The sequence below is a fragment of the Thermomonas carbonis genome (genome assembly GCF_014396975.1).
Lineage (GTDB): Bacteria > Pseudomonadota > Gammaproteobacteria > Xanthomonadales > Xanthomonadaceae > Thermomonas > Thermomonas carbonis.
Genome location: NZ_CP060719.1, coordinates 1,669,095 through 1,690,361, shown reverse-complemented (window position 1 = coordinate 1,690,361; position 21,267 = coordinate 1,669,095). Strand labels below are relative to the sequence as shown.

Here is a 21,267-nt window from a genome sequence, read left to right as displayed (position 1 = left end):
TCTACAGCGGCGGCATCTTCGTGATGTCGTCCGACAACAACTCCATCGCCATGACGATCGCGTCCTCGCGGCCGTTGTTGGCGGCGGGGTAATAGCGCGGGCGGCGACCGATCTCGTTGAAGCCACTGGCGTCGTACAGCGCGATCGCGCGCGGGTTGGACGGGCGCACTTCCAGGAACACGCGTTGCGAGCCGAAACCGCGCGCAACCCGCAGCAAGGCCTGCAGCATGCGCCGGCCCAGGCCCTGGCCTTCGCTGCCGGGCGCGGTGCACAGGTTGAGCACGTGCGCTTCCTCCACGCCGATGCTGAGCACGCCGTAGCCGACGATCTCGCCGTCGCGCTCCTGCACCCACATCGGATAACCGGCGTGCATGCAGTCGCGAAAGATCCCGCGGGTCCACGGGAACGGGTAGGCGCGCAGCTCGATGCGCATGATCTCGTCGAGGTCGGCCTCGCGCATCGGCCGCAGGTGCGGCACGGCCGCCACCGCGTCCGCGCGCTGCGCGTTCACGCCATTCCCCGCCGCATCGCCCGCAGGCGCGGCCACAGCGCGCGCTTGGCACGGGCATCGCCCTGCAACTTCGCCAGCGGCGTGAGGTCGCCGAACTGCAGGCTGAAATCCTCCGGCTCCAAGCCTGCCGCGCGCGCCAACCGCGCCAGCACCGCATCATCCACCTGTACGCCCTGCGCCGCGACCGGCGGCCGGTAGACCACATGCCCAAGTTCGGCGAGGACCGCGCGCTGGAACGGATCCCAACTCACGCAGCGGCGTCCAGCCGACGCCGACGGAACCACATCGCCGGCCCGGACACGGCATACAACGTGGCGGTCACCAGCAAGGTCACCGGCGGCTCGATCCACAGTGCGATCAGCACCACCACCACGATCAGCAAGGCGAAGAACGGCACCCGGTCCGATTTCGGTCCGGTGCCGCTGCCCTTGAAGCTGTTGTAGCGGAGCCGGCTGACCATCAGCAGGCCGGCGCAGACGGTCAATCCCAACGCGACGTAACGCAATTCTTCGCCGGTCCAGCCGAACACGGTGCAGGTCCAGACGAAGCTGGCCATCAATCCGGCCGCCGCCGGGCTGGCCAGGCCGATGAACCAGCGCTTGTCGACCTGGCCCACCTGGCTGTTGAAGCGCGCCAGCCGCAGCGCGGCGCAGGCCGCATACAGGAACGCGCCCAGCCAGCCCAGCTTGCCGGCAGTCACGCCGTCCAGCTTCATGCCCACCAGCGCCCAGTGGTACATCACGAGCGCCGGGGCCATGCCGAAGCTGACCAGGTCGGCCAGCGAGTCGTACTGCACGCCGAATTCGCTCTGGGTGTTGGTCAGGCGCGCGACCCGGCCATCCAGCCCGTCCAGCACCGCGGCCACGAAGATCGCGATGCAGGCGGTCTCGAAGCGCCCCTGCGAGGCCGCGATGATCGCGAAGAAGCCGCCGAACAGACCGCCGGTGGTCAGCAGGTTGGGCAGCAGGTAGATGCCGCGGCCGCGCGGGCGTGGCGGGGTGGCGTTGTGGTTCGGATCCATCGGGCCAGTGTAGGGCCTATCCTGCCCGCGCCGAAGCCGCCGGACTTGCGGTGGCCACGTTGCGGTGCTGCAATCGGCGCGGGATCCCCCTGGAGTACGCCATGCACGCCACCCGCACCGTCGCCGCCGCGCTTGCCCTGTTGCTGGCGGCCGCGCCCACCCTGGCCCAGCAGCAACGCGTGTACCAGTGGAAGGACGCCAAGGGCGTGACCCACTACGCCGACCTGCCGCCGACGCAGGCGCACAAGAGCCGCGACATCGACAACAAAGGCAACACGCCCGAAATCGCCACGGTCAAACCTGTCGAAAACGAGCAGTGCGCCAACTCGCGCAGCAACCTCACGCGATTGCAGACCAACCAGGCCGTCGGCGTCGATACCAATGGCGATGGCAAGTCGGACCGCAACCTCAGCAGCGACGAGCGCGCCTCGCAGATCGAATTGAACCAGGCTGCGATCAAGGCCTATTGCCCCGCCGCCAAACCGTGAAGCAGCTGGGCATGCTGGTGCTGGCCATCGCCTTGGGCGTGGCCGCCTGGTGGTGGTACACGCAGGAAATGCCGCGTCGCGAACGCGAACGCGCTGTCGCGGCGGAAGTGGCGGCGAAGCAGGCCGAGCGCGCGGACTCGCTGTACCGCTGGCGCGACGATGCCGGCAACCTGCAGATCACCGATGAACCGCCGGCCGGCCGCAAATACGAGCGGATCAGCCGGACGCCGCAGGAAGGCATCGAGATCAAGGGCGACCGGGACTGAGGTGGCGGGTTCGGCCGGTGTTCGCGCAGCGGCATTTCGAGCCGCGTAGCGAGTACCGGCCGGTGCCGGCACCGGCCGCAGCCGGGGAAATCTGCCGTCATGGCAAAATGCGGACTTTCCGCTCGCGAATCCCCCCATGCGTCTCTCGCAGTTCCATCTCCGCACCGAAAAGGAAACCCCCGCCGACGCCGAAGTCATCAGCCACAAGCTGATGCTCAAGGCCGGCATGATCCGCAAGCTTGCCGCCGGCCTGTACACCTGGTCGCCGCTGGGCCTGCGGGTGATGCGCAAGGTCGAGGCCGTGGTCCGCGAGGAAATGAACCGCGCCGGCGCGATCGAGATGGCGATGCCGTCGATCCAGCCGAAGGAGCTGTGGGAGGAAACCGGTCGCTGGGCCAAGTTCGGCCCGCAGCTGCTGAAGATCCGCGACCGCAAGGAGCAGGACTTCTGCTTCACCCCGACCGCGGAGGAAGCGGTCACCGACTTCGCCCGCAACGAACTGGCCAGCTACAAGCAGCTGCCGGTCAACTTCTACCAGGTCACCACCAAGTTCCGCGATGAGATCCGCCCGCGCTTCGGGGTGATGCGCGCGCGCGAATTCGTGATGAAGGATGCGTACTCCTTCCACATCGACGACGACTCGCTCGCCGCCGAATACCGCAACATGTACGACACCTATTCGCGCATCTTCACCCGCCTCGGGCTGAAGTTCCGCGCGGTGTTCGCCGATACCGGCGCGATCGGCGGCAGTGCCTCGCACGAGTTCCACGTGCTGGCCGATTCCGGCGAGGACGCACTCGCGTTCTCGGAAACTTCCGATTACGCGGCGAATGTCGAACTGGCCGAAGCGGTGTCGCCGGGCGGGCGCGTGGCCGCGTCGGAATCGCTGCGCGACATCGACACGCCCACGCAGAAGACCTGCGAGGACGTGGCCGCGCTGATGGGCATCCCGCTGCAGCGCACCGCGAAGTCGGTGGCGATCATCGGCAGCGATGCGGACGGCAAGGAACAGTTCGTGCTCGCGCTGGTGCGCGGCGACCACATGGTCAACGAGATCAAGCTGGCCAAGCTGCCCGGTATGGCGGATTACCGTCTGGCGACTGAAGCCGAAATCGCGGACTACCTAGGCAGCGAGCCCGGCTTTCTCGGCCCGTTGGATGCGAAGAAACCGATCCGCGTGATCGCCGACCGCAGCGTGGCCGCCCTCGCCGACTTCGTGGTCGGGGCCAACAAACCGGGGTTCCACATCGCCGGGGTGAACTGGGGCCGCGACCTGCCGGAGCCGGAAACCGCCGACATCCGCAACGTGGTGGCCGGCGATGCCTCGCCGGACGGCAAGGGCGTGCTCGGGCTGGCCCGCGGGATCGAGGTCGGCCACGTGTTCGCGCTGGGCCGCAAGTATTCCGAAGCGATGAAGTGCACGGTGCTGGATGCCAACGGCAAGGCGGTCAATCCGGCGATGGGCTGCTACGGCATCGGCGTGTCGCGCATCGTGGCCGCGGCGATCGAGCAGAACCACGACGCCAACGGCATCCGCTGGCCGGCGGCGATGGCACCGTGGAATGTCGCGGTGTGCGTGATCAATCCGAAGAACGACTCGGCCGTCAGCGACGCCGCGGAAGCGCTGTATGCCGAATTGAAGGCGGCCGGTTTCGATGCCGTGCTCGACGACCGCGGCCTGCGCCCGGGCTCGATGTTCGCCGATATCGAACTGATCGGCATCCCGCATCGTGTCGTCGTGTCCGGTCGCGGACTGGAAGCAGGCACCTTCGAATATCGCGCGCGCGATGCGACGGAATCGGAAAACCTCGACCATGAAACCCTGCTCGGGAAACTCCGCGGCTGAATCGTCGCGTGGGCCGATATTGGCGAAAGTTAATCCGGGAAGTTAATATGCGGGGTCCGGCAACCGGATTCCGCATTTTCCACCGAGGAAACCCGCAAAAATGAGCGTCAATATCAGCAACCTCAGCACCAAGGAACTGGCCGACCTGATCGCCGAGGCCAACAAGCGCAAGAAAGTGCTGGCCAAGCGCAAGCCCGCCGCCCAGGTGAAGGCCGCGGTCGCCAAGTTCCTCAAGAGCACCGGCTGGACCTTCGACGAACTTTACGGAAAGTCCGTCGCCGTGAAGCCGGCCGCTGCAGCCGCTACCGCCGCACCTGCCACCGCGCCGAAGGCTCGCAAGTCGACCAAGGGCCGCAGCCTGGGCAAGGTCGCGCCGAAGTATCGCAACCCGGCCAATGCCAAGGACACCTGGACCGGCCGCGGCAAGCAGCCGCGCTGGCTGGCCGCGGAAACCGCCAAGGGCAAGAAGCTCGAAGACTTCCTGATCAAGTAAATCGATCAGTCGTGCTTCTGAAAGCGCCGGCATTCGCCGGCGTTTTTGTTTCGGGATCAGTGCGAGTTTGGCCAGTTACCGGGATGGGCCAGGTAGCCTGCTCGGCGCTCTGAATGCGCTGTCGCGGGCCACCCGGCCCGTCGCCGCATCTCATCGCGAATCCGACAGCGAGCGAGGCAATCCTGGTCAAAGATTCCGGCGCGCGGACACCAGCAAGTTGCCGAACAGCAATCCCGCCAGCAGGGCCATCAGGGTATTGAGCGCCAGCATCGCCGCGTCCTGGCCGGCACCGATGTCCTGTGCCTGCACCAGGGTGATGACCCCGCGCAGGGCGATGCTGCCCGGCACCAGCATGATCAAGCCAGGCAAACGCACCAGCGCGCCCGGGCGGTTGCGCCAGCGCGCATAAACATTGCCGGCAGCGGTAGTGATCAGCGCCGAAAAGAACAGGCCGGCCTGCGCACCGAACCATTCGCCGCCGAAGCGGGAGATCAGGTAACCCGCGATCGCCGACGCCATCACCAGCGGATAGTCGCGGCGATGCGCCCGGAACAGCACCGCGAAGGCATACGCACCGAGCAGCAATGCGCACCACACCACCCATTCCGGCTGTGGGCGCAGCGCGCGCACATCCGGCTGGAACCCGGCGAACTCGGCGATGCCCAGCGCGATCGCGGTGCCGATGGTGAGTTTCAGGATGGTGGTGATGGCCCCGGCAAAACGCGCGGTGCCCGATACCAGCTGGCGGCTGGTCAATTCGTTCATCGCATTGGTCAGCGCCATGCCGGGCAGCAGCACGATCAGCGAGGCGATGATCACGGTATTGAGGTTGAGTGGCGCCACCAGCGCCGACACCGCGATCGCCACGCCGCCGGCGAGCAATCCGGCGATCGCTTCGAACGCCTCGGACAGGCGCGGGCGCCGCTGCGCGGCGATGTCGAGCAGGCCGATCAACAGGCCAATCGCACCGGCTGTGCCGATGTCGAGCCACGGCAGCCGCAGCAGCCCGGCCACTGCCGCCGATGCCAGCGCGAAGCCCAGCACCTGCATCGCCTTGCCGCGCCAGCTGGTCGGCCGGTCCAGCGCGCGCAAGGCTGCGCGGCCTGCCGGGATATCCAGGTGCCCGGCCATCACCTCTTCGGCGATGCGGTCGGCTTCGCAGAGTTTGTAGAGGTCGGTGTCGCCCAGGCCCAAGCGGATCACCCGGGTGGTGTCGGACTCTCCCGCCGGCCGCGCGGGATCGCTGAAGGCCAGGATCAAGCCGGTCGGGTTGGCCCAGGGTTCGCACTCCAGCGACAGCCTGCGGGAGACCGACTGGATCGCACCTTCCAGCCGCTGCGCGGTGGTGCCGTAGGCATGCAGGTGCTGCGCCACATCGACCACGAAGGCGATGCGTTCGGTGTAACCGGCCTCGGTCAGGGCATTGCGCGCATGCATCCGGCAAGGATCGCACGCGGCAAATCCCTTTCACACCATGCGCGCTGCTTTGCGTAAGCTTGCCCGGCGCATGAGCAAAGGCCCCAACCACCACCCACCCACCGCGACCGTCGATCCGGGGGAACCCGGCATCCTGCGCCTGCAAGGCCGGTGGACCCTGCGCTACGCCAATGAACTCGGCGACGCCTTGCGCGCCGCTCCGGAAGGCGCCAGCCAGGTCGATGCCGGCGGTTGCGAGCGCCTGGATACGCTCGGCGTACTGCAACTGCTGCGTTTCGCCGAACGCCGCGGCTTGGACTTCCAGGGTTTCCATTTCCGCGACGACCAGCAGCCGCTGGTGGCGGCAATCGAGGATGTCCACGACGAACGCCCCAAGCGCAAGCGCGATACTGGCTTCAAGGCCGCATTGGGCCGGCTCGGCTTCGCGGTGGTCGACAACTACCGCGAAGTGATGGCGCTGATCGCCTTCCTTGGCGAAGTCCTGATCAAGCTGCTGCGCCTGTTCAAGCAGCCGAGTCGCTTCCGCCTCACCGCCACCGTCCACCACATGGAGCAGGTCGGCCTGGATGCCGCGCCGCTGGTGGCCCTGCTGTCGTTCATGGTCGGCGCGGTGATCGCGTTTCTGGGCGCGATGGTGCTGCGCGATTTCGGTGCCACCATCTTCGTGGTGGAGCTGGTCAATGCCGCCTTCCTGCGCGAGTTCGGCGTGCTGCTGACCGCGATCCTGCTGGCCGGCCGCACTGCCAGCGCGTTCACCGCGCAAATCGGCATGATGGTCAACCGCGAGGAAGTCGACGCGATCCGCGTGCTCGGCCTGGATCCGATCGACCTGCTGGTGATTCCGCGCGTGCTCGCCCTGCTGGTGATGCTGCCGCTGCTGACCTTCATCGCGATGGTCGCCGGCTTGCTGGGCGGCATGGCGGTCGGCGCGTTGAACCTGGACATCCCGGTGGTGGCCTACGTCGCACGCATGCACGAAATGATGCAGATGAGCCATTTCGTGGTGGGCATGGTCAAGGCCCCGATCTTCGCGTTGATCATCGCCCTGATCGGCTGCCTGGAAGGCCTGCAGGTACAGGGCACCGCGCAGTCGCTGGGCGAGCGCACCACCTCCAGCGTGGTCCAGTCGATCTCGATGGTGATCATCATCGACGCGTTCGCCGCGCTGTGGTTCATGCAGATGGATTACTGATGGCGACCGACACAGCCAACGAGCGCACCCTGGACGGCGTGGTCGTCGGCAACGCACCGCTGATCCGCGTGCGCGGGCTGGTCAACCGCTTCGACGAACAAGTGGTGCACGACGGCGTGGACCTGGACGTCCGCCGCGGCGAGATCCTCGGCGTGGTCGGCGGTTCCGGCACCGGCAAGTCGGTGCTGATGCGCGCGATCCTTGGCCTGCGCACGCCGCAGGCCGGCACCATCGACGTGCTCGGCGTGGATGCACTGTCGGACGACCCGGTGAACCGCCGCCACATCGAACGCAATACCGGCGTGCTGTTCCAGGACGGCGCGCTGTTCTCGTCGTTGACCGTCGGCGAGAACGTGCAGGTGCCGCTCAAGGAGTACTACCCCGACCTGCCGGACTCGCTGCGCTACGAACTGGCGCTGCTGAAGATCAAGCTGGCAGGCCTGCCTGCCGACGCACTCGACAAGCTGCCCTCGCAACTCTCCGGCGGCATGCGCAAGCGCGCCGGGCTGGCGCGGGCGCTGGCGCTGGATCCGCCGCTGCTGTTCCTGGACGAGCCCACCGCCGGCCTGGACCCGATCGGCGCGGCGGCGTTCGACGACCTGATCCGCACGCTGCAGCAGGCGCTGGGGCTGACCGTGTTCCTCATCACACACGACCTCGACACGCTATACGCTATCTGCGACCGGGTCGCGGTGCTGGCGGATCGCAAGTTGCTGGCGGCGGCTCCGGTGACGGAGCTCGAGCAGCTCGATCATCCGTGGGTGCAGGAATATTTCAACGGGCCGCGCGGGCGTGCCGCGCGCGAGGCCCGCTAGCAACAGGAAGGAACCATGGAAACCCGCGCCAATTACGTGCTCATCGGTGGCTTCACCCTGCTTGCCAGCATCTTCCTGCTGCTGTTCGCGCTGTGGGCGGCGAAATTCTCGTCCGACCGCAACTGGCGCGAATACCAGGTGGTCTTCACCGAGGCCGTGACCGGCCTGACCGAAGGCGGCAGCGTGCAGTACAACGGCATCTCGGTGGGTACGGTCGACAAGCTCAGCCTGGCTCCCGATGACGCGCGCAAGGTGATCGCCCTGCTCAAGCTGAAGGCGGACGCGCCGGTCAAGGTCGATACCCGCGCCAAGCTCTCGCAGCAGGGCATCACCGGCGTGCCGTTCATCCAGCTCAGCGGTGGTAGTCCGCAGGCCGCGCTGCTGGAACCCAACGACAACGGCGACATCCCGATCATCCGCACCGAGCCGTCCGCGTTGCAGAACATCGCCGACACCGCCAACCGGCTGGTCGCGCGGATGGATCACTTGCTCAGCGAAGAGAACATCCGCCGCATCTCGGCCACCCTCGACAATCTTGAACAGGCCACCGGCAGCATCGCCGGGCAGAAGGAAGACATCGCCGCGCTGATCATCAACGCGCGCGAAGTCACAGACGGCCTCAAGCTCACCGTCGGCAAGGCCAACGGCGTCATCGACGGCGTCGACCGCAACCTCATCGATCGCCTGCCCGCGCTGATGGATCGGATCGATTCGACGGTGGCGAAGCTCGATTCCGCAGCCGGCAACGCCGATGCACTGATTGCCGAGAACCGCCCGGCGGTGAACAGCTTCGCCAACGATGGCCTGGCCCAGCTCGGCCCGACCCTGGCCGAACTGCGCCGCCTGATCCGCGACCTGCGCAACCTCTCCGACCGCCTGGAAGACCGGCCCGCCAGCTACATCCTGGGCCGCGACGCGCCAAAGGAATTCGAACCCAAATGAGCCGCCTGCCCCGCACCCTGATCGCCGCCGCCCTGCTGGCCACGCTTGCCGGTTGCAGCAGCCTGCTCGGTCCCAAGGAAACGCCGTCGATCTTTGCCCCGGATCTGGCGACCACCGCCGATCCGGCGTGGCCGTCGGCGACCTGGGCACTTGGCACCGTGCGCCCGACCTCGGCACGCATCCTCGACGGCACCCGCATCGCGGTCAGTCCGGTGCCGGGCGAGCTGCAGGTCTACAAGGGCGCGATGTGGGCGCGCACGCCGCCGGAAATGCTGGAAGAAACCGTGCTGCGGATGCTCGAGGACAGCGGCAAGATCCCGTCCGTCGCTCGCCAGGGAAGCGGCATCGGCGCGGAATACCGGCTGGTGATGGACATCCGCCATTTCGAGGCCCGCTACGACGACGCCGGCAGCGCACCCACTGCGGTGATCGAGGTCAACGCGAAGCTGCTGCACGTCCCCGACCAGTCGGTGGCCGGCAGCCGCACATTCCGTCAGGCTCAACCCGTCGGCGGTACCGAAGTGGCGCTGGTCGCCGATGCCTTCGGCCAGGCACTGGGCACGCTGTCCCGCGAGGTCGCGGGCTGGACCCTGAGCACCGGCAACGAACACCAGCGGCAACCGCATCGTTGATATCCAGCGCGACGAGAGTTCCGGATTCCCTGGATTGCCCGCTCTAGGCGAAGCCGGGAAAATCGCCGGCAGCCAGAGGAGAGCCAGATGAGCCAACCGGAGCAGGACACCATCGCGCGCGAGTCGATGGAGTACGACATCGTTGTCGTGGGGGCCGGCCCGGGCGGGTTGGCCACGGCGATCCGGCTGAAGCAACTGGCCGCGGAAGCCGGCCGCGAGGTCTCGGTCTGCGTCCTCGAAAAAGGCTCCGAAGCCGGCGCGCACATCCTGTCCGGCGCGATCATGGACCCGAAGGCGCTGACCGAACTGTTCCCGGATTGGAAGGAACGCGGCGCACCGCTGAAACAGGCGGTGACCGAGGACGAATTCCTGTTCCTGGACGAAACCGGTGCCAAGGCCACGCCGCACTGGCTGCTGCCGGACTGCTTCCACAACGCGGGCAACTACATCGTCAGCCTGGGCGCAGTGGTGCGCTGGCTGGCGCAGCAGGCGGAAGCCGCGGGCGTTGAAATTTTCGCCGGCTTCGCCGCCGCCGAAGTGCTGTACGACGAGGCCGGCGCGGTGATGGGCGTCGCCACCGGCGACATGGGCATCGGCAAGGACGGCCAACCGACCGACCAGTACCAGCGCGGCATGGAACTGCACGCCAAGTACACGATTTTCGCCGAAGGCTCGCGCGGGCAACTCGGCCGCCAGCTGATCGCGAAGTACAAGCTGGACGCCGGCAAGGATCCGCAGAGCTACGGCATCGGCATCAAGGAACTGTGGCAGGCCGATCCAGCGAAGCACCAGCCCGGCCTGGTCGTGCACACCGCAGGCTGGCCGCTGGACGGCGACACTTACGGCGGCTCGTTCCTGTATCACGCGGACGACGGCAAGATCACCGTCGGTTTCGTGGTCGGGCTGGACTACAAGAATCCGTGGCTGAGCCCGTTCAACGAGTTCCAGCGTTTCAAGACGCATCCGGCGATCCGCAAGCACCTGGAGGGCGGCACCCGCATCGGCTACGGTGCCCGCGCGATCACCGCCGGTGGCTTGCTGAGCCTGCCGAAGCTGGTGTTCCCGGGCGGCGCGCTGGTCGGCTGCGAGGCCGGCACGCTCAACGCCAGCCGGATCAAGGGCAGCCACGCCGCGATCAAGACCGGTATGCTCGCCGCCGAGGCCGCGTTCGCCGCAATGGGCGAAGGGCGCCAGCGCGATGAACTGGGCGCCTACCCCCTCGCGTTCGAGAACAGCTGGCTGCATGCCGAGCTGCTGCAGTCGAAGAACTTCAAGCAGTGGTTCAAGAAGGGGCGCACCTTCGCCACCCTGATGACCGGCATCGAGCAATGGCTGCTGCCGAAACTCGGCATCCGCAATCCACCGTGGACGATCCATCGGCAGAAACCCGATCACGCCTGCCTGGAACCGGCGGCGACCCAGCCGAAAATCGACTATCCCAAGCCCGATGGCGTGTTGACCTTCGATCGCCTCAGCTCGGTGTTCCTGTCCAGCACGCATCACGACGAAGACCAGCCCAGCCACCTGACCCTGAAGGATGCGTCGGTGCCGGTCGAAGTGAACCTGCGCGAGTACGCCGGCCCGAGGCGCGCTACTGCCCGGCCGCGGTCTACGAATTCGTCGGCGATGCCGGTAACGAGCGGCTGCAGATCAACTTCGCCAACTGCGTGCACTGCAAGACCTGCGACATCAAGGATCCGACGCAGAACATCGTCTGGGTCGCCCCGCAGGGTGGCGGTGGGCCGAACTACACCGGAATGTAAGCTGACAAGAAGAAGCCGCCCTCTCGGGCGGCTTCTTCGTTCGCGACGAGTGCGCGCCATTCGCATGGCGGAACAACGCCAGATCAGGGCTGCACCGCCCATGCCATGTTGGTCACGCCGGTCAGATCGCGACGGTTCGCGTAGCGGCCAGAGTCCCAGACCACGTTCTGGCCGGTGGTCGAATGGCGCCAGAACAGATCCGCCTCGCCATCGCCATCGTAGTCGCCGGAGGCCTCCACCTTCCATGCGGTGTTGATCGCGACTTCCTGCTGGAGCTGCGCATAGTCGGCTTGCCACCAGATGATGTTCTCGCCGGTATTCCGGTTGCGCCAGAACACGTCGGCACGGCCGTCGCCGTCGAAGTCGTCGCTGGCAACCACCTCCCACGCCGCGTTGGCCACCGGATTCAGGCTGGCAAAGCCGGCATAGTCGCCCGACCACCACACGATGTTCGCGCCGGTCAAGGCATTGCGCCAGAACACGTCGCTCTCGCCGTCGCCGTCAAAATCGCCGATACCGACCACCTGCCACGCGGTCGAGACCGTCTGTTCGCGCGTCAGGCCCACGTATTCGCCGGACCACCAGATGATGTTCTCGCCGCTGCTGGTGTTGCGCCAGAAGATGTCGTCGCGTTCATCGCCGTTGAAATCGCCGATACCCACCACTTTCCAGGCCGGGTTGGTCACCGCGGTCGTGTAACGCAACCGCGTGTTGTCGGCGGATGGCCAGACGATGTTCTGTCCGCTGCTGGCGTTGCGCCAGAACAGGTCGCTGCTGCCATCGCCGTCGAAATCACCGGCACCCACCACGTTCCACGTCAGTGTCGCCACCCCGCCCACATCGCGCTGGTCCGCGTACTCCGCGCCCCACCAGAGGATGTCGCGGCCATCGACCAGGTTGCGCCAGAACAGATCGGAACGACCATCGCCATCGAAATCGTTGCGTGGCGTCGAGGCGGGCGCATGCGGCACCACGGTCGCGCGGAACGCCGCTACCAGCGAGATGGTCTGGTTCAGGCTGCGCGCATTGTCTTCGCTGTCCAGCACGCCGCAGGCGTTGCCGCCACAGATGCTGATGCGCGGATTGGAAAAGACCTGGTATTCCACGTTCTGCTCATCGCAATAGGCCATGACATCGCAGACACCGCTGGCGTTGTAGCCGTAGGAGTACGGATAACGTCCAGTTCCGCTCGCGTTGGCGCGGTCATGAACGGATCCCAGCAGGTGGCCGGCCTCATGCGCCAGGGTGGAATCGCCGCAGAACCAAGTGGTGTTGCCTTCGCTGTAACTGCCATCGCTGATCACGCCATAAGCCCAGTTGGCGTCCGACGGAGTGATCGGCGTCTGGCCACCTCCCAGCAGCCATGCGATGCCGCAACCCTCGTGCTCCGCTCGCAACGGGCGTGCCAGCAGCAGGATGTCGGCACCGTAGGCATCGCGCGCCTGATGCAGTGGCGTAAGCGCCGCGAGCGTCCTCCCGGTGACATCGTCAAGAGTGCTGTCGTTCGTGGTGGTGTCGCTGTAAGTCACCTGCGCGGTTCCGACCAGGCGCATGCCCCCGGTGACCTGGCTGTTGACCATCGCCTGGTTGCCGTACTCGACCAGATAGGCCATGCGGGTAACGACCGCCGACTCGCTTCCCAACTCGGCTTGCATGCCGTTGGAATAGCCCACGACCACATCCACCGTGGTGCTTTCCGATGCCGTTGCCGTGATCGCGGTGCGCGGCGGCGCGGCGGCCTTCGCCTCACGCTTGCCAAGCGCGGCGCTGGTCGCTCCGCCAGCCGGGGGTGGTAGGCGGGCGTCGTCGTTGCTCCTGAAAGGCAGCAGTCGCGACGGGTCCGCCGCCACCACATAGACGATGCCTTGGCGCGTCTGCAGTTGCAGCGCCGGTTGCGAGCCACGCGGGATCGAGCCGAATACCGCCTGCGGGCCGAAGGTGATGACCGCATTCTGGCGCGCGTCGCCGCCCACCACTTGCCCCACCCAGGTCCAGTTGCCGCCCAGTTGCTCCGTATGGCGCAAGTAGCGCAGGCGAACCTGCCCGCCATCCGGCGCAGCCAGATGCATTTCACCCTTGGCGATCGACGCCAGCGCATGCGCTTCGCTGATCGCCGCGGGATGCCACGACAGCGCACCCTGCTGCCTGGTCGGGACGTTCTGCGAATAGCCGAGCAAAGTGCCCTGGTCGGGTGCATCGGCAATGGACGGCTTATGCCTGCGGTTCTCCCCCGCGGCGGGTGTCACCACCATGGCGTTCACTGCAAGCGTCGCCGTGGCGGAGGCCAAGGCCTTGTTCGTCCCGCCGGCCGTGCGTGCGATCTCGCCAGCATTTCTGCCGCTATCGCAGGCCGTTAATGCCAACACGCAGGCAAGCAAACTCCAGGTACGCCGCATAGGTTTCTCTCGATGCCGGCAGGTAGCTCCGGCTGTAGGCCGGATTCTACCAATCCTGAATCGCGGCAACGCTTGCACCGGCGACGGATCGCCCGTTCAGGAATGCAAAAGCGGCAATCCAGTGTGACCCCACGCACAGGTCGGCTGTGCAGCCATCACCGCGCACCGATCAGTGCAACGGCACCCCGGTCTTCTCCATCGCTTCCTCGCGCGTCACGCCATCCGCAAGTTCGACCAGCTTCAGGCCGTCGGCGGTGACATCGAACACACCCAGCTCGGTGATGATGCTGTCAATCTCGTCCCGACCAAGGGACGCCTGCGAGATCACAACCTAGCTTCCAGTGGTGGGTGCAGCCCGTGTCAAGGCTTTCGTGATACTAGCTATTACTGCTGAATAACCCATGCGGCGTTGGTCACGCCTGTGACGTTGCGTCGGCTGGCATAGCGTCCGGAATCCCAGATGATGTTTGCCCCAGTCGCGCCATTGCGCCAGAACAGGTCGCTCTCGCCGTCCCCGTTGTAATCCCCGGATGCCACCAGCTTCCAGGCCGTCGAGACTGTGGTTTCCCGCACCTGATTCGCGTAGCTCCCATTCCACCAAATGATGTGCTCGCCGGTGGTCTGATTGCGCCAGAACGCGTCCGCAACGCCATCGCCGGCATAGTCACCAATCGCCACCACTGCCCATGCTTGGTTGGTCACACCCGTGAGATTGGTATAGCCCGCGTAATCCCCGGACCACCACACGACGTTCGCACCCGTCGATGTGTTGCGCCAGAACACGTCCTCCTTGCCATCCCCGTCGAAATCGCCCGAGCCCGCTACTTTCCAGGTTGTTGAGACGGCTTGCTCCATCGTTCTTGCGGCGTAATCACCAGACCACCAGATAGCGTTCTGGCCATTGGTGGCATGACGCCAGAAAATGTCGGCGTGACCATCACCATCGAAATCGCCCGTTGCCACGACCTTCCAATCCAGTCCAGTGATGGCGGTTACGTTGCGTTTCTGATTGCCGTCGGCGGAAGGCCAGATGATGTTCTGGCCATTGGCGGAGTTGCGCCAGAACAGATCGCTCTTGCCATCACCATCGAAATCGCCGGCCCCCACCACGGCCCAGGACTGGGAAGCGACCGCACCAGGATTGAACTGGTCGTTGTAGTCGGCCGCCCACCACAGGATGTTCCGTCCGTCCGTCAAGTTGCGCCAGAACACATCCGAACGCCCATCGCCGTCGAAGTCATTGCGAAGCAGGCCGAAATCGTCGTTCTCGATGTAAATGGTCGCTTCGGGAGACGGCAACCATCCGCCGGACGGATTGCTCAGGACTACCTTGAACCACTCCGTCGCCTCTGGCATCGCATCGCCATTGATCACCACAGGCACGGTTATCGAGTTACTCCCCGCCCCAATCGTGACTCGCCTTTTTACCGCTGCAACGAAGTCCGAGCCTGCCATCGCGGTGCCACTGACGACGTCCACATCCACCGCCGCGCCACCTGGAGGTGCCGGGGTGGACAAGTAGAGATTCAGGTTCACGGTCAGGCTCTGACCAGCGCCTCCTTCCAGGATGCGGGCACCGGTCATCACCAGCGAGGGTACCGAACCCACCGAAATGTCCTGCACCCGATCAGACCAAAGCTCGCCAAGGGCCACCTGTTGACGCACGAACGGTGCAGGCGGGTTCTGCGCATCCAGACGGACTTCCGCCCCCTCCACTACATCGAACGTGTAGGTGAAATCGGGGGGCTGGCTGTTGCGCCTGAGCCACTATCTGATCCCGTCGCCCCCCACGCGATGACGTTGATCGAGGATGTGGGAACCGGTTGCCCAGAAGCAAACCGCAAGGTGCCCGTCAGCTTGACCACACGCTTGAGCACGATGTCCCGGTACTGATCGCCATTCACGACACCGAGATCATAGGAAGTGTTCGCATATGGTGCTGATGCATAGACATCGATTTGAACGGATGAACCCGCCTGGATCGGCGCCCTGTATTCAAAATTAGGGGGTTGGGCCCAATACGATGCCTGCTGGTAATTGCGGCCATTCCATTCCGTGACGCCAATCTGCAAGGCATTTGCAGGCAGGGTGCCCCCGCTTGGCGCCAGGATCCGCCCCGTCACAGCCACCCTTGGATCGTCATCCAAAATGCGAACCGTGGCTGTCCCTCTGTAGACGCCCGCACCCTGCACATTGGACAGCACGACCCTGAAAGTTTCTTCTGCCTCAACCTGCATGTCCGGCAAGATCGTGACCGAGAAACTTCGGGTCGATTCGCCCTCGGGGATGCCTGCACCGGGCTGGAACCAGCCAGAATAGTCGGAGCCGGCAACCGCCGTTCCATCTTCGGTTGCGATGTCGAAACGTACGCCGCCCGCGGGCGCGGGACTCGACAGTTTCACCGTTACGTTGACTTGTCGTGGCCACAGATTTCCCGGCTCCCCTTCGATGACTTGCGAGCCTGTGACAAGAATCTGGTTCAGCGGCAATCGGTACTCAGCGATCACCAACGCCATGTTGCGCATGCTGCGTGCGTTATCCGCTCCTTCCGTCCCACATGCGACATTCAGGCATTCGGTCGTGCCGGGGTGAGAAAAATAACCGATCCAGGGTTGGCCATTCACTGGATAAGCCATGATGGTGGCAAATTTTGGTGGCCCATCCTGGCGGTACCCGAAGGAGTACTCAAACGCCCCGTATGAAATCACCCCGTTTGCCGTGGAGGTCTCGATGTCGTGCATTGACCCCATGTTGTGTCCGGTTTCATGCGCAAACGTGTATGTGCTGAGGTTGCTGACTGAGTAGGCGGCACTCTCGTAGCCATCGGCATAGGTCAGGTTCGCGATACCACCATTTGAATCTCCACTGACATACGGCCGTAGCAGCGCCACCAGATCTGCTCGCAGTGTGTCGCGCAAGGACTGAATATCTGTCCCATCCGGCATGCTGTTTGACTGCAGGTCCCCCAGCGCCTCCCCGTTGAATGCATCTGCGGGGTAATCGACCTGCCGCAACCCCACATACGTGAAGGTGATCCCGGTATTGCTGTCGCGGTGTGCTTGGTTCGCGATGGCCAGATAGTTGTTACTCTCCGTTTCGGCAGCCGCCACGCTCCCGCGCAGTTCGACCATGTTTTTGGTGTACAGCCCCAGCACGTCGATCTGCACCGCAGGTGCCTCGGTGGCAGTAAGCGTGGCTATCGCCGCTGTTGATGATGTTCGCGATGTGCTGCCTGGATTTGAGGAAACCCGCAGCGCAGGGACAACCGTGGTGTTGGCGGAAGAGACGATGCGCTGACCCGGCTTCATTTTCTGCGGCTGCGGGACATGTTGCTCCGGCAGAACGTAATCGACAGGAAGTTCGCCGGTCACGGCATCCCGAGGATGCATCGGACGCACCAGCTCCAGCACGGTCACGCCGCGCGTGGTGCTCAACTGCATCTGTTGGCCCTGTGGTACGGGCAACACACCGAACAGCCCAGCGCGACCGAAGGTCAGCACAGCCGACTGCGGCCCTAGCCGCGTAGAAACTTTCCCGATAAAGGTCCAGTCACCATTGGGCGCACGTTCGCTGCGCTCGAATTGCACTGAAAAGCGTTCACCCGTGGGCAACTCGATTGCCAAAGCCTTCTTCGCTGCGGCCGCCTGTTCCGCGGATCGGCGGCTCACGTGCACGACGTGGCGGCTGCCACTCTCACTACCTTCGTGGGGAACCAACCCATGCTCGTCCGGCAGGTTCGAGCGGTCGCCCGCCCGAAACAACACGGCATGATCCTTGGCCTCGTAGATCTGATACAGATCTCGATATGGCTTCACCGGACGCGAATCGGCACTACCCCTGAGTTGGGCACCTAGCCAGAGGGCCGACAGACCTAGTGCCGCCAAAGCAACCAGAATCCAGACAGCGGTTGATCCGTGCGACGCCGAGCGTCGACTCCCGAACACCTTGGACATAGCCCACCCCTTAAGGCTTTATGGATCAGCCGAATTCACATCCCCGATCATCGGCGACCTGATCGTAGCGCATATCGTCTTACTTCCTGGGCAAGGCGGTAAGCAAGGGAGGCGCAGGGTTGCCAGAAGCACCACTAGCCCAACGGCACCCCGGTCTTCTCCATCGCTTCCTCGCGCGTCACGCCATCCGCAAGTTCGACCAGCTTCAGGCCGTCGGCGGTGACATCGAACACACCCAGCTCGGTGATGATCCGGTCGACCACGCCCACGCCGGTCAGCGGCAACGTGCACTGCGGCAGGATCTTCGAGCTGCCCGCCTTGGTCACGTGCTCCATCAGCACCACCACGCGCTGCACGCCGGCGACCAGGTCCATCGCACCGCCCATGCCCTTCACCATCTTGCCGGGCACCATCCAGTTGGCCAGGTCGCCCTTGTCAGTGACTTCCATCGCGCCGAGGATCGCCAGGTTGACATGGCCACCGCGGATCATCGCGAAGGAATCGTGGCTGCCGAAATAGCTGGCGCCGGCGACAGCGGTCACGGTCTGCTTGCCGGCATTGATGAGGTCGGCATCCACGGTCTCATCGGTGGGGAACGGGCCGATGCCGAGCAGGCCGTTCTCGCTCTGCAACCACACGTCCATTCCATCCGGAATGTAATTCGCCACCAGCGTCGGCAGCCCGATGCCGAGGTTCACGTAGGCGCCATCGGTGAGTTCCTGCGCGGCGCGCTGGGCCATCTGTTCGCGGGTCCAGGCCATGTCAGTTCCCCTCCGGCTGGCGAATGGTGCGCTGCTCGATGCGCTTCTCCGGCGTGGCGTTGACCACGATCCGTTGCACGTAGATGCCCGGCAGGTGCACGTGATCCGGGTCGATGTCGCCGATCTCGACCAGTTCCTCCACTTCCACCACGCAGGTCTTGCCGGCCATCGCCGCCGCCGGGTTGAAGTTGCGCGCGGTCTTGCGGAACACCAGGTTGCCGGCCTTGTCCGCCTTCCAGGCCTTGACCAGCGAGACGTCGGCCTTCAGCGCGGTTTCCAGCACGTAATGGCGGCCGTCGATCTCGCGGGTTTCCTTGCCGTCCGCCACGATCGTGCCGTAGCCGGTGGCGGTGAAGAACGCCGGGATGCCGGCTCCGCCGGCGCGCAGGCGCTCGGCCAGCGTGCCCTGCGGGTTGAACTCCAGTTCCAGTTCGCCGCCCAGGTACTGGCGCTCGAATTCCTTGTTCTCGCCGACATACGACGAAATCATCTTGCGGATCTGCCGCGTGCTCAGCAGCTGGCCGAGACCGAAGCCATCCACGCCGGCATTGTTGGAGATCACCGTCAGGTCCTTGACCCCGGAATCGCGCAACGCGGCGATCAGCGCCTCGGGAATGCCGCACAGGCCGAAGCCGCCGACGGCGAGGGTCTGGCCATCCGCCACCAGCCCGGACAGGGCGGCGTCGGCACTCGGGTATTGCTTGCTCTTGGCAGACGCCACGGGCCTTGCTCCGATGCGGGGGGAGAACCGCCATTCTAGCGGGCGGACCGATGTCGCCCACCGTACTTTCGGGCAACCGGAGGAATCGTGGCCGGCGGGATTGCCGGGGTGAGCGGGGAATTCGAGCAGCGAAGCTGTGAGCCCGCGAACGCCAACCGGCATGCAAGCCGGTTGGCCGGCGCGCAGCCGCATCTCGAGCGGGGAAGCGAATGCCCGGCAGTCTCGACGGCCCTCGGGGTCATCGGGATCGCCTTCGAGCAAATACGCAGCAGCTCCTCGGGTAAAATCTCCGGTCTGTCACATCCCGGGATTCCCGCTCGATGAAGATCCTCGTCGGTTACAAGCGCGTGGTGGACTACAACGTCCGCATCCAGGTCAAGCCGGACGGTTCCGGCGTGGTCACCGACGGCGTCAAGCTGTCGGCCAACCCGTTCGACGACATCGCGCTGGAAGAAGCCCTGCGCCTGCGCGACAAGGGCATCGCCACCGAGGTGATCGTCGCCACGATCGCCCCCGCCGACGCCCAGGCGCACCTGCGCAATGGCCTGGCGATGGGCGCCAACCGCGCGATCCACGTGGTCGTCGATGGCCCCGTATCGGCGCTCGCCGCCGCGCGCACCTTCCTCAAGCTGATCGAGAAGGAACAGCCCGACCTGGTCATCCTCGGCAAGCAGGCGATCGACGACGACGCCAGCCAGACCGGGCAAATGCTCGCCACCCTGTGGGGCCGCCCACAGGCGACCTTCGCATCGAAGCTCGATATCGCCGATGGCAAGGCCACGGTGGTGCGCGAAGTCGATGCCGGCCTCGAAACCCTCGAAGTCGATCTGCCGGCAGTGGTCACCACCGACCTGCGCCTCAACGAGCCGCGCTTCATCAAGCTGCCGGACATCATGAAGGCCAAGAGCAAACCGCTGGAGACCATTCCGTACGCGGACCTCGGCGTGGACGCCGGTGAAGGACTCAAGACCACCCACTACGCTGCGCCCGCCAAGCGCAGCCGCGGGGTGATGGTGAAGGATGCGGCCGAACTGGTTGCCGCGCTGAAGCAGAAGGGGTTGCTCTGATGTCCAAGGTCCTGATCGTCGCCGAACATCTCAACGGCAAGCTCAACGCCGCCACCGCCAAGTGCGTGTCCGCCGCGCAGGCGCTGTCGCCGGAGGCCATCGACATCCTGGTGCTGGCCGCGGACCCTGCGTCCATCGCTGCCGAAGCCGCGCAGATCGCTGGCGTCGCCAAGGTGATCGCGGTCGCCAACGTGGCGAACGCGAACGCCATCGCCCAGGTGCAGGCTCCGCAAGTCGCCGCGCTCGCGGCCGGCTACAGCCATGTGTTCGGGCCGAGCACCACGTTCGGCAAGGACCTGATGCCGTGCGTGGCTGCACTGCTCGGCGTCGCCCAGGTCTCCGACCTGATGGCGGTCGAAGGCAGCCACACCTTCAAGCGCCCGATCTACGCCGGCAACGCGATCGTCACTGTCGAGGCACCGGCCAGCCAGACCCTGGTCGCCACCGTGCGCGCCGCGTCCTGGCCGGAAGCCGGCAAGGGCGGCAACGCCAGCGTCGAAACGGCCTCGGTCGACGTCGCCCTACCCTCGCACACCCGCTACATCGGCCTGGCCGCGGGCAGCTCCGATCGCCCCGACCTGCAGAGCGCGAAACGCGTGGTCTCCGGCGGCCGCGGCGTGGGTTCGGAAGAGAATTTCCGGGTCATCTACGCGCTGGCCGACAAGCTCGGCGCGGCGGTGGGTGCTTCGCGCGCAGCGGTCGATGCCGGCTACGTGCCGAACGAACTGCAGGTCGGCCAGACCGGCAAGATCATTTCGCCGGAGCTGTACGTCGCGGTCGGCATCAGCGGCGCGATCCAGCACCTGACCGGGATCAAGGACGCCGGCACGATCGTGGCGATCAACAAGGACGGCGACGCGCCGATCTTCGAGATCGCCGACATCGGCCTGGTCGGCGACCTGTTCACGATCCTGCCGGAGCTGGAAGCGGCGCTGGCGTGACGCCATCTGCACGGCGCGCCGC

Annotated in this window: 19 protein-coding genes and 2 pseudogenes; 11 read left to right on the top strand and 10 right to left on the bottom strand. The window is 65.5% G+C overall.

Annotation, left to right across the window (positions count from 1 at the left end; all coding sequences use genetic code 11):
• Nucleotide 1: 1 nt before the first annotated feature.
• From rimI to pssA, 3 genes are read right to left on the bottom strand one after another with little or no spacing between them, the layout of a single operon-like run.
• Nucleotides 2–460, bottom strand: coding sequence for a ribosomal protein S18-alanine N-acetyltransferase (gene rimI, locus H9L16_RS07755; RefSeq protein WP_187554104.1), 459 nt, complete (start codon nucleotides 458–460; stop codon nucleotides 2–4).
• A gap of 47 nt (nucleotides 461–507) precedes the next feature.
• Nucleotides 508–762, bottom strand: coding sequence for a hypothetical protein (locus H9L16_RS07750; protein ID WP_187553936.1), 255 nt, complete (start codon nucleotides 760–762; stop codon nucleotides 508–510).
• Nucleotides 759–1,532, bottom strand: coding sequence for a CDP-diacylglycerol--serine O-phosphatidyltransferase (pssA, locus tag H9L16_RS07745; RefSeq protein WP_187553935.1), 774 nt, complete (start codon nucleotides 1,530–1,532; stop codon nucleotides 759–761). The genes H9L16_RS07750 and pssA overlap by 4 nt, the downstream gene beginning before the upstream one ends.
• A gap of 101 nt (nucleotides 1,533–1,633) precedes the next feature.
• Between pssA and H9L16_RS07740 the strand changes: the two genes are divergently transcribed.
• The 4 genes from H9L16_RS07740 (at nucleotide 1,634) to H9L16_RS07725 (ending at nucleotide 4,625) form a co-directional block, all read left to right on the top strand.
• Nucleotides 1,634–2,020, top strand: coding sequence for a DUF4124 domain-containing protein (locus H9L16_RS07740; RefSeq protein ID WP_187553934.1), 387 nt, complete (start codon nucleotides 1,634–1,636; stop codon nucleotides 2,018–2,020).
• Nucleotides 2,017–2,286: a DUF4124 domain-containing protein gene (locus H9L16_RS07735; RefSeq protein WP_187553933.1), complete on the top strand. Its 270-nt coding sequence runs from the start codon at nucleotides 2,017–2,019 to the stop codon at nucleotides 2,284–2,286. The genes H9L16_RS07740 and H9L16_RS07735 overlap by 4 nt, the downstream gene beginning before the upstream one ends.
• Nucleotides 2,287–2,422: 136 nt before the next feature.
• Nucleotides 2,423–4,132 carry a proline--tRNA ligase gene (locus H9L16_RS07730; protein ID WP_187553932.1) on the top strand — a complete coding sequence of 570 codons (1,710 nt, stop codon included), beginning with the start codon at nucleotides 2,423–2,425 and terminating at the stop codon, nucleotides 4,130–4,132.
• Nucleotides 4,133–4,232: 100 nt separating this feature from the next.
• Complete coding sequence (locus tag H9L16_RS07725; protein WP_187553931.1) at nucleotides 4,233–4,625, top strand: H-NS histone family protein; 393 nt, start codon at nucleotides 4,233–4,235, stop codon at nucleotides 4,623–4,625.
• Nucleotides 4,626–4,811: 186 nt separating this feature from the next.
• Here H9L16_RS07725 and H9L16_RS07720 read toward each other — a convergent pair whose 3' ends face one another.
• Nucleotides 4,812–6,062: a threonine/serine exporter family protein gene (locus H9L16_RS07720; RefSeq protein ID WP_187553930.1), complete on the bottom strand. Its 1,251-nt coding sequence runs from the start codon at nucleotides 6,060–6,062 to the stop codon at nucleotides 4,812–4,814.
• 70 nt (nucleotides 6,063–6,132) lie between these two features.
• Between H9L16_RS07720 and H9L16_RS07715 the strand changes: the two genes are divergently transcribed.
• The 5 genes and pseudogenes from H9L16_RS07715 to H9L16_RS07695 all read left to right on the top strand — a co-directional run bounded on the left by H9L16_RS07715 (nucleotide 6,133) and on the right by H9L16_RS07695 (nucleotide 11,406).
• Nucleotides 6,133–7,254, top strand: coding sequence for an ABC transporter permease (locus H9L16_RS07715; protein ID WP_187553929.1), 1,122 nt, complete (start codon nucleotides 6,133–6,135; stop codon nucleotides 7,252–7,254).
• Entirely contained in the window at nucleotides 7,254–8,069 is an 816-nt protein-coding gene (locus H9L16_RS07710; RefSeq protein WP_187553928.1) for an ABC transporter ATP-binding protein, read from the top strand. The genes H9L16_RS07715 and H9L16_RS07710 overlap by 1 nt, the downstream gene beginning before the upstream one ends.
• Before the next feature lie 15 nt (nucleotides 8,070–8,084).
• Nucleotides 8,085–9,011, top strand: a complete 927-nt coding sequence (locus H9L16_RS07705; RefSeq protein ID WP_187553927.1) for an MlaD family protein — start codon at nucleotides 8,085–8,087, stop codon at nucleotides 9,009–9,011.
• Nucleotides 9,008–9,643: an ABC-type transport auxiliary lipoprotein family protein gene (locus H9L16_RS07700; RefSeq protein ID WP_187553926.1), complete on the top strand. Its 636-nt coding sequence runs from the start codon at nucleotides 9,008–9,010 to the stop codon at nucleotides 9,641–9,643. The genes H9L16_RS07705 and H9L16_RS07700 overlap by 4 nt, the downstream gene beginning before the upstream one ends.
• 87 nt (nucleotides 9,644–9,730) lie before the next feature.
• Nucleotides 9,731–11,406: pseudogene (locus H9L16_RS07695) on the top strand (electron transfer flavoprotein-ubiquinone oxidoreductase).
• 83 nt (nucleotides 11,407–11,489) lie between these two features.
• Here H9L16_RS07695 and H9L16_RS07690 read toward each other — a convergent pair.
• From H9L16_RS07690 to H9L16_RS07665, 6 genes and pseudogenes are all read right to left on the bottom strand, one after another.
• Nucleotides 11,490–13,694, bottom strand: coding sequence for a reprolysin-like metallopeptidase (locus H9L16_RS07690; protein WP_187553925.1), 2,205 nt, complete (start codon nucleotides 13,692–13,694; stop codon nucleotides 11,490–11,492).
• A gap of 277 nt (nucleotides 13,695–13,971) precedes the next feature.
• Nucleotides 13,972–14,097, bottom strand: a pseudogene (locus H9L16_RS07685) (succinyl-CoA--3-ketoacid-CoA transferase); the annotation flags it as partial.
• An 89-nt stretch (nucleotides 14,098–14,186) separates the two neighbouring features.
• Nucleotides 14,187–15,467: an FG-GAP-like repeat-containing protein gene (locus H9L16_RS07680; RefSeq protein ID WP_187553924.1), complete on the bottom strand. Its 1,281-nt coding sequence runs from the start codon at nucleotides 15,465–15,467 to the stop codon at nucleotides 14,187–14,189.
• Nucleotides 15,468–15,517: 50 nt separating this feature from the next.
• Nucleotides 15,518–17,755: a reprolysin-like metallopeptidase gene (locus H9L16_RS07675; protein WP_187553923.1), complete on the bottom strand. Its 2,238-nt coding sequence runs from the start codon at nucleotides 17,753–17,755 to the stop codon at nucleotides 15,518–15,520.
• 134 nt (nucleotides 17,756–17,889) lie between these two features.
• Complete coding sequence (locus H9L16_RS07670) at nucleotides 17,890–18,516, bottom strand: CoA transferase subunit B (protein ID WP_187553922.1); 627 nt, start codon at nucleotides 18,514–18,516, stop codon at nucleotides 17,890–17,892.
• A gap of 1 nt (nucleotide 18,517) precedes the next feature.
• Entirely contained in the window at nucleotides 18,518–19,237 is a 720-nt protein-coding gene (locus H9L16_RS07665) for a CoA transferase subunit A (protein WP_229796624.1), read from the bottom strand.
• 320 nt (nucleotides 19,238–19,557) lie between these two features.
• Between H9L16_RS07665 and H9L16_RS07660 the strand changes: the two genes are divergently transcribed.
• Nucleotides 19,558–20,304 carry an electron transfer flavoprotein subunit beta/FixA family protein gene (locus H9L16_RS07660; protein ID WP_187553920.1) on the top strand — a complete coding sequence of 249 codons (747 nt, stop codon included), beginning with the start codon at nucleotides 19,558–19,560 and terminating at the stop codon, nucleotides 20,302–20,304.
• Entirely contained in the window at nucleotides 20,304–21,245 is a 942-nt protein-coding gene (locus tag H9L16_RS07655) for an electron transfer flavoprotein subunit alpha/FixB family protein (protein WP_187553919.1), read from the top strand. Before H9L16_RS07660 ends, H9L16_RS07655 begins: the two co-directional genes overlap by 1 nt.
• The last annotated feature ends 22 nt before the right edge of the window (nucleotides 21,246–21,267 follow it).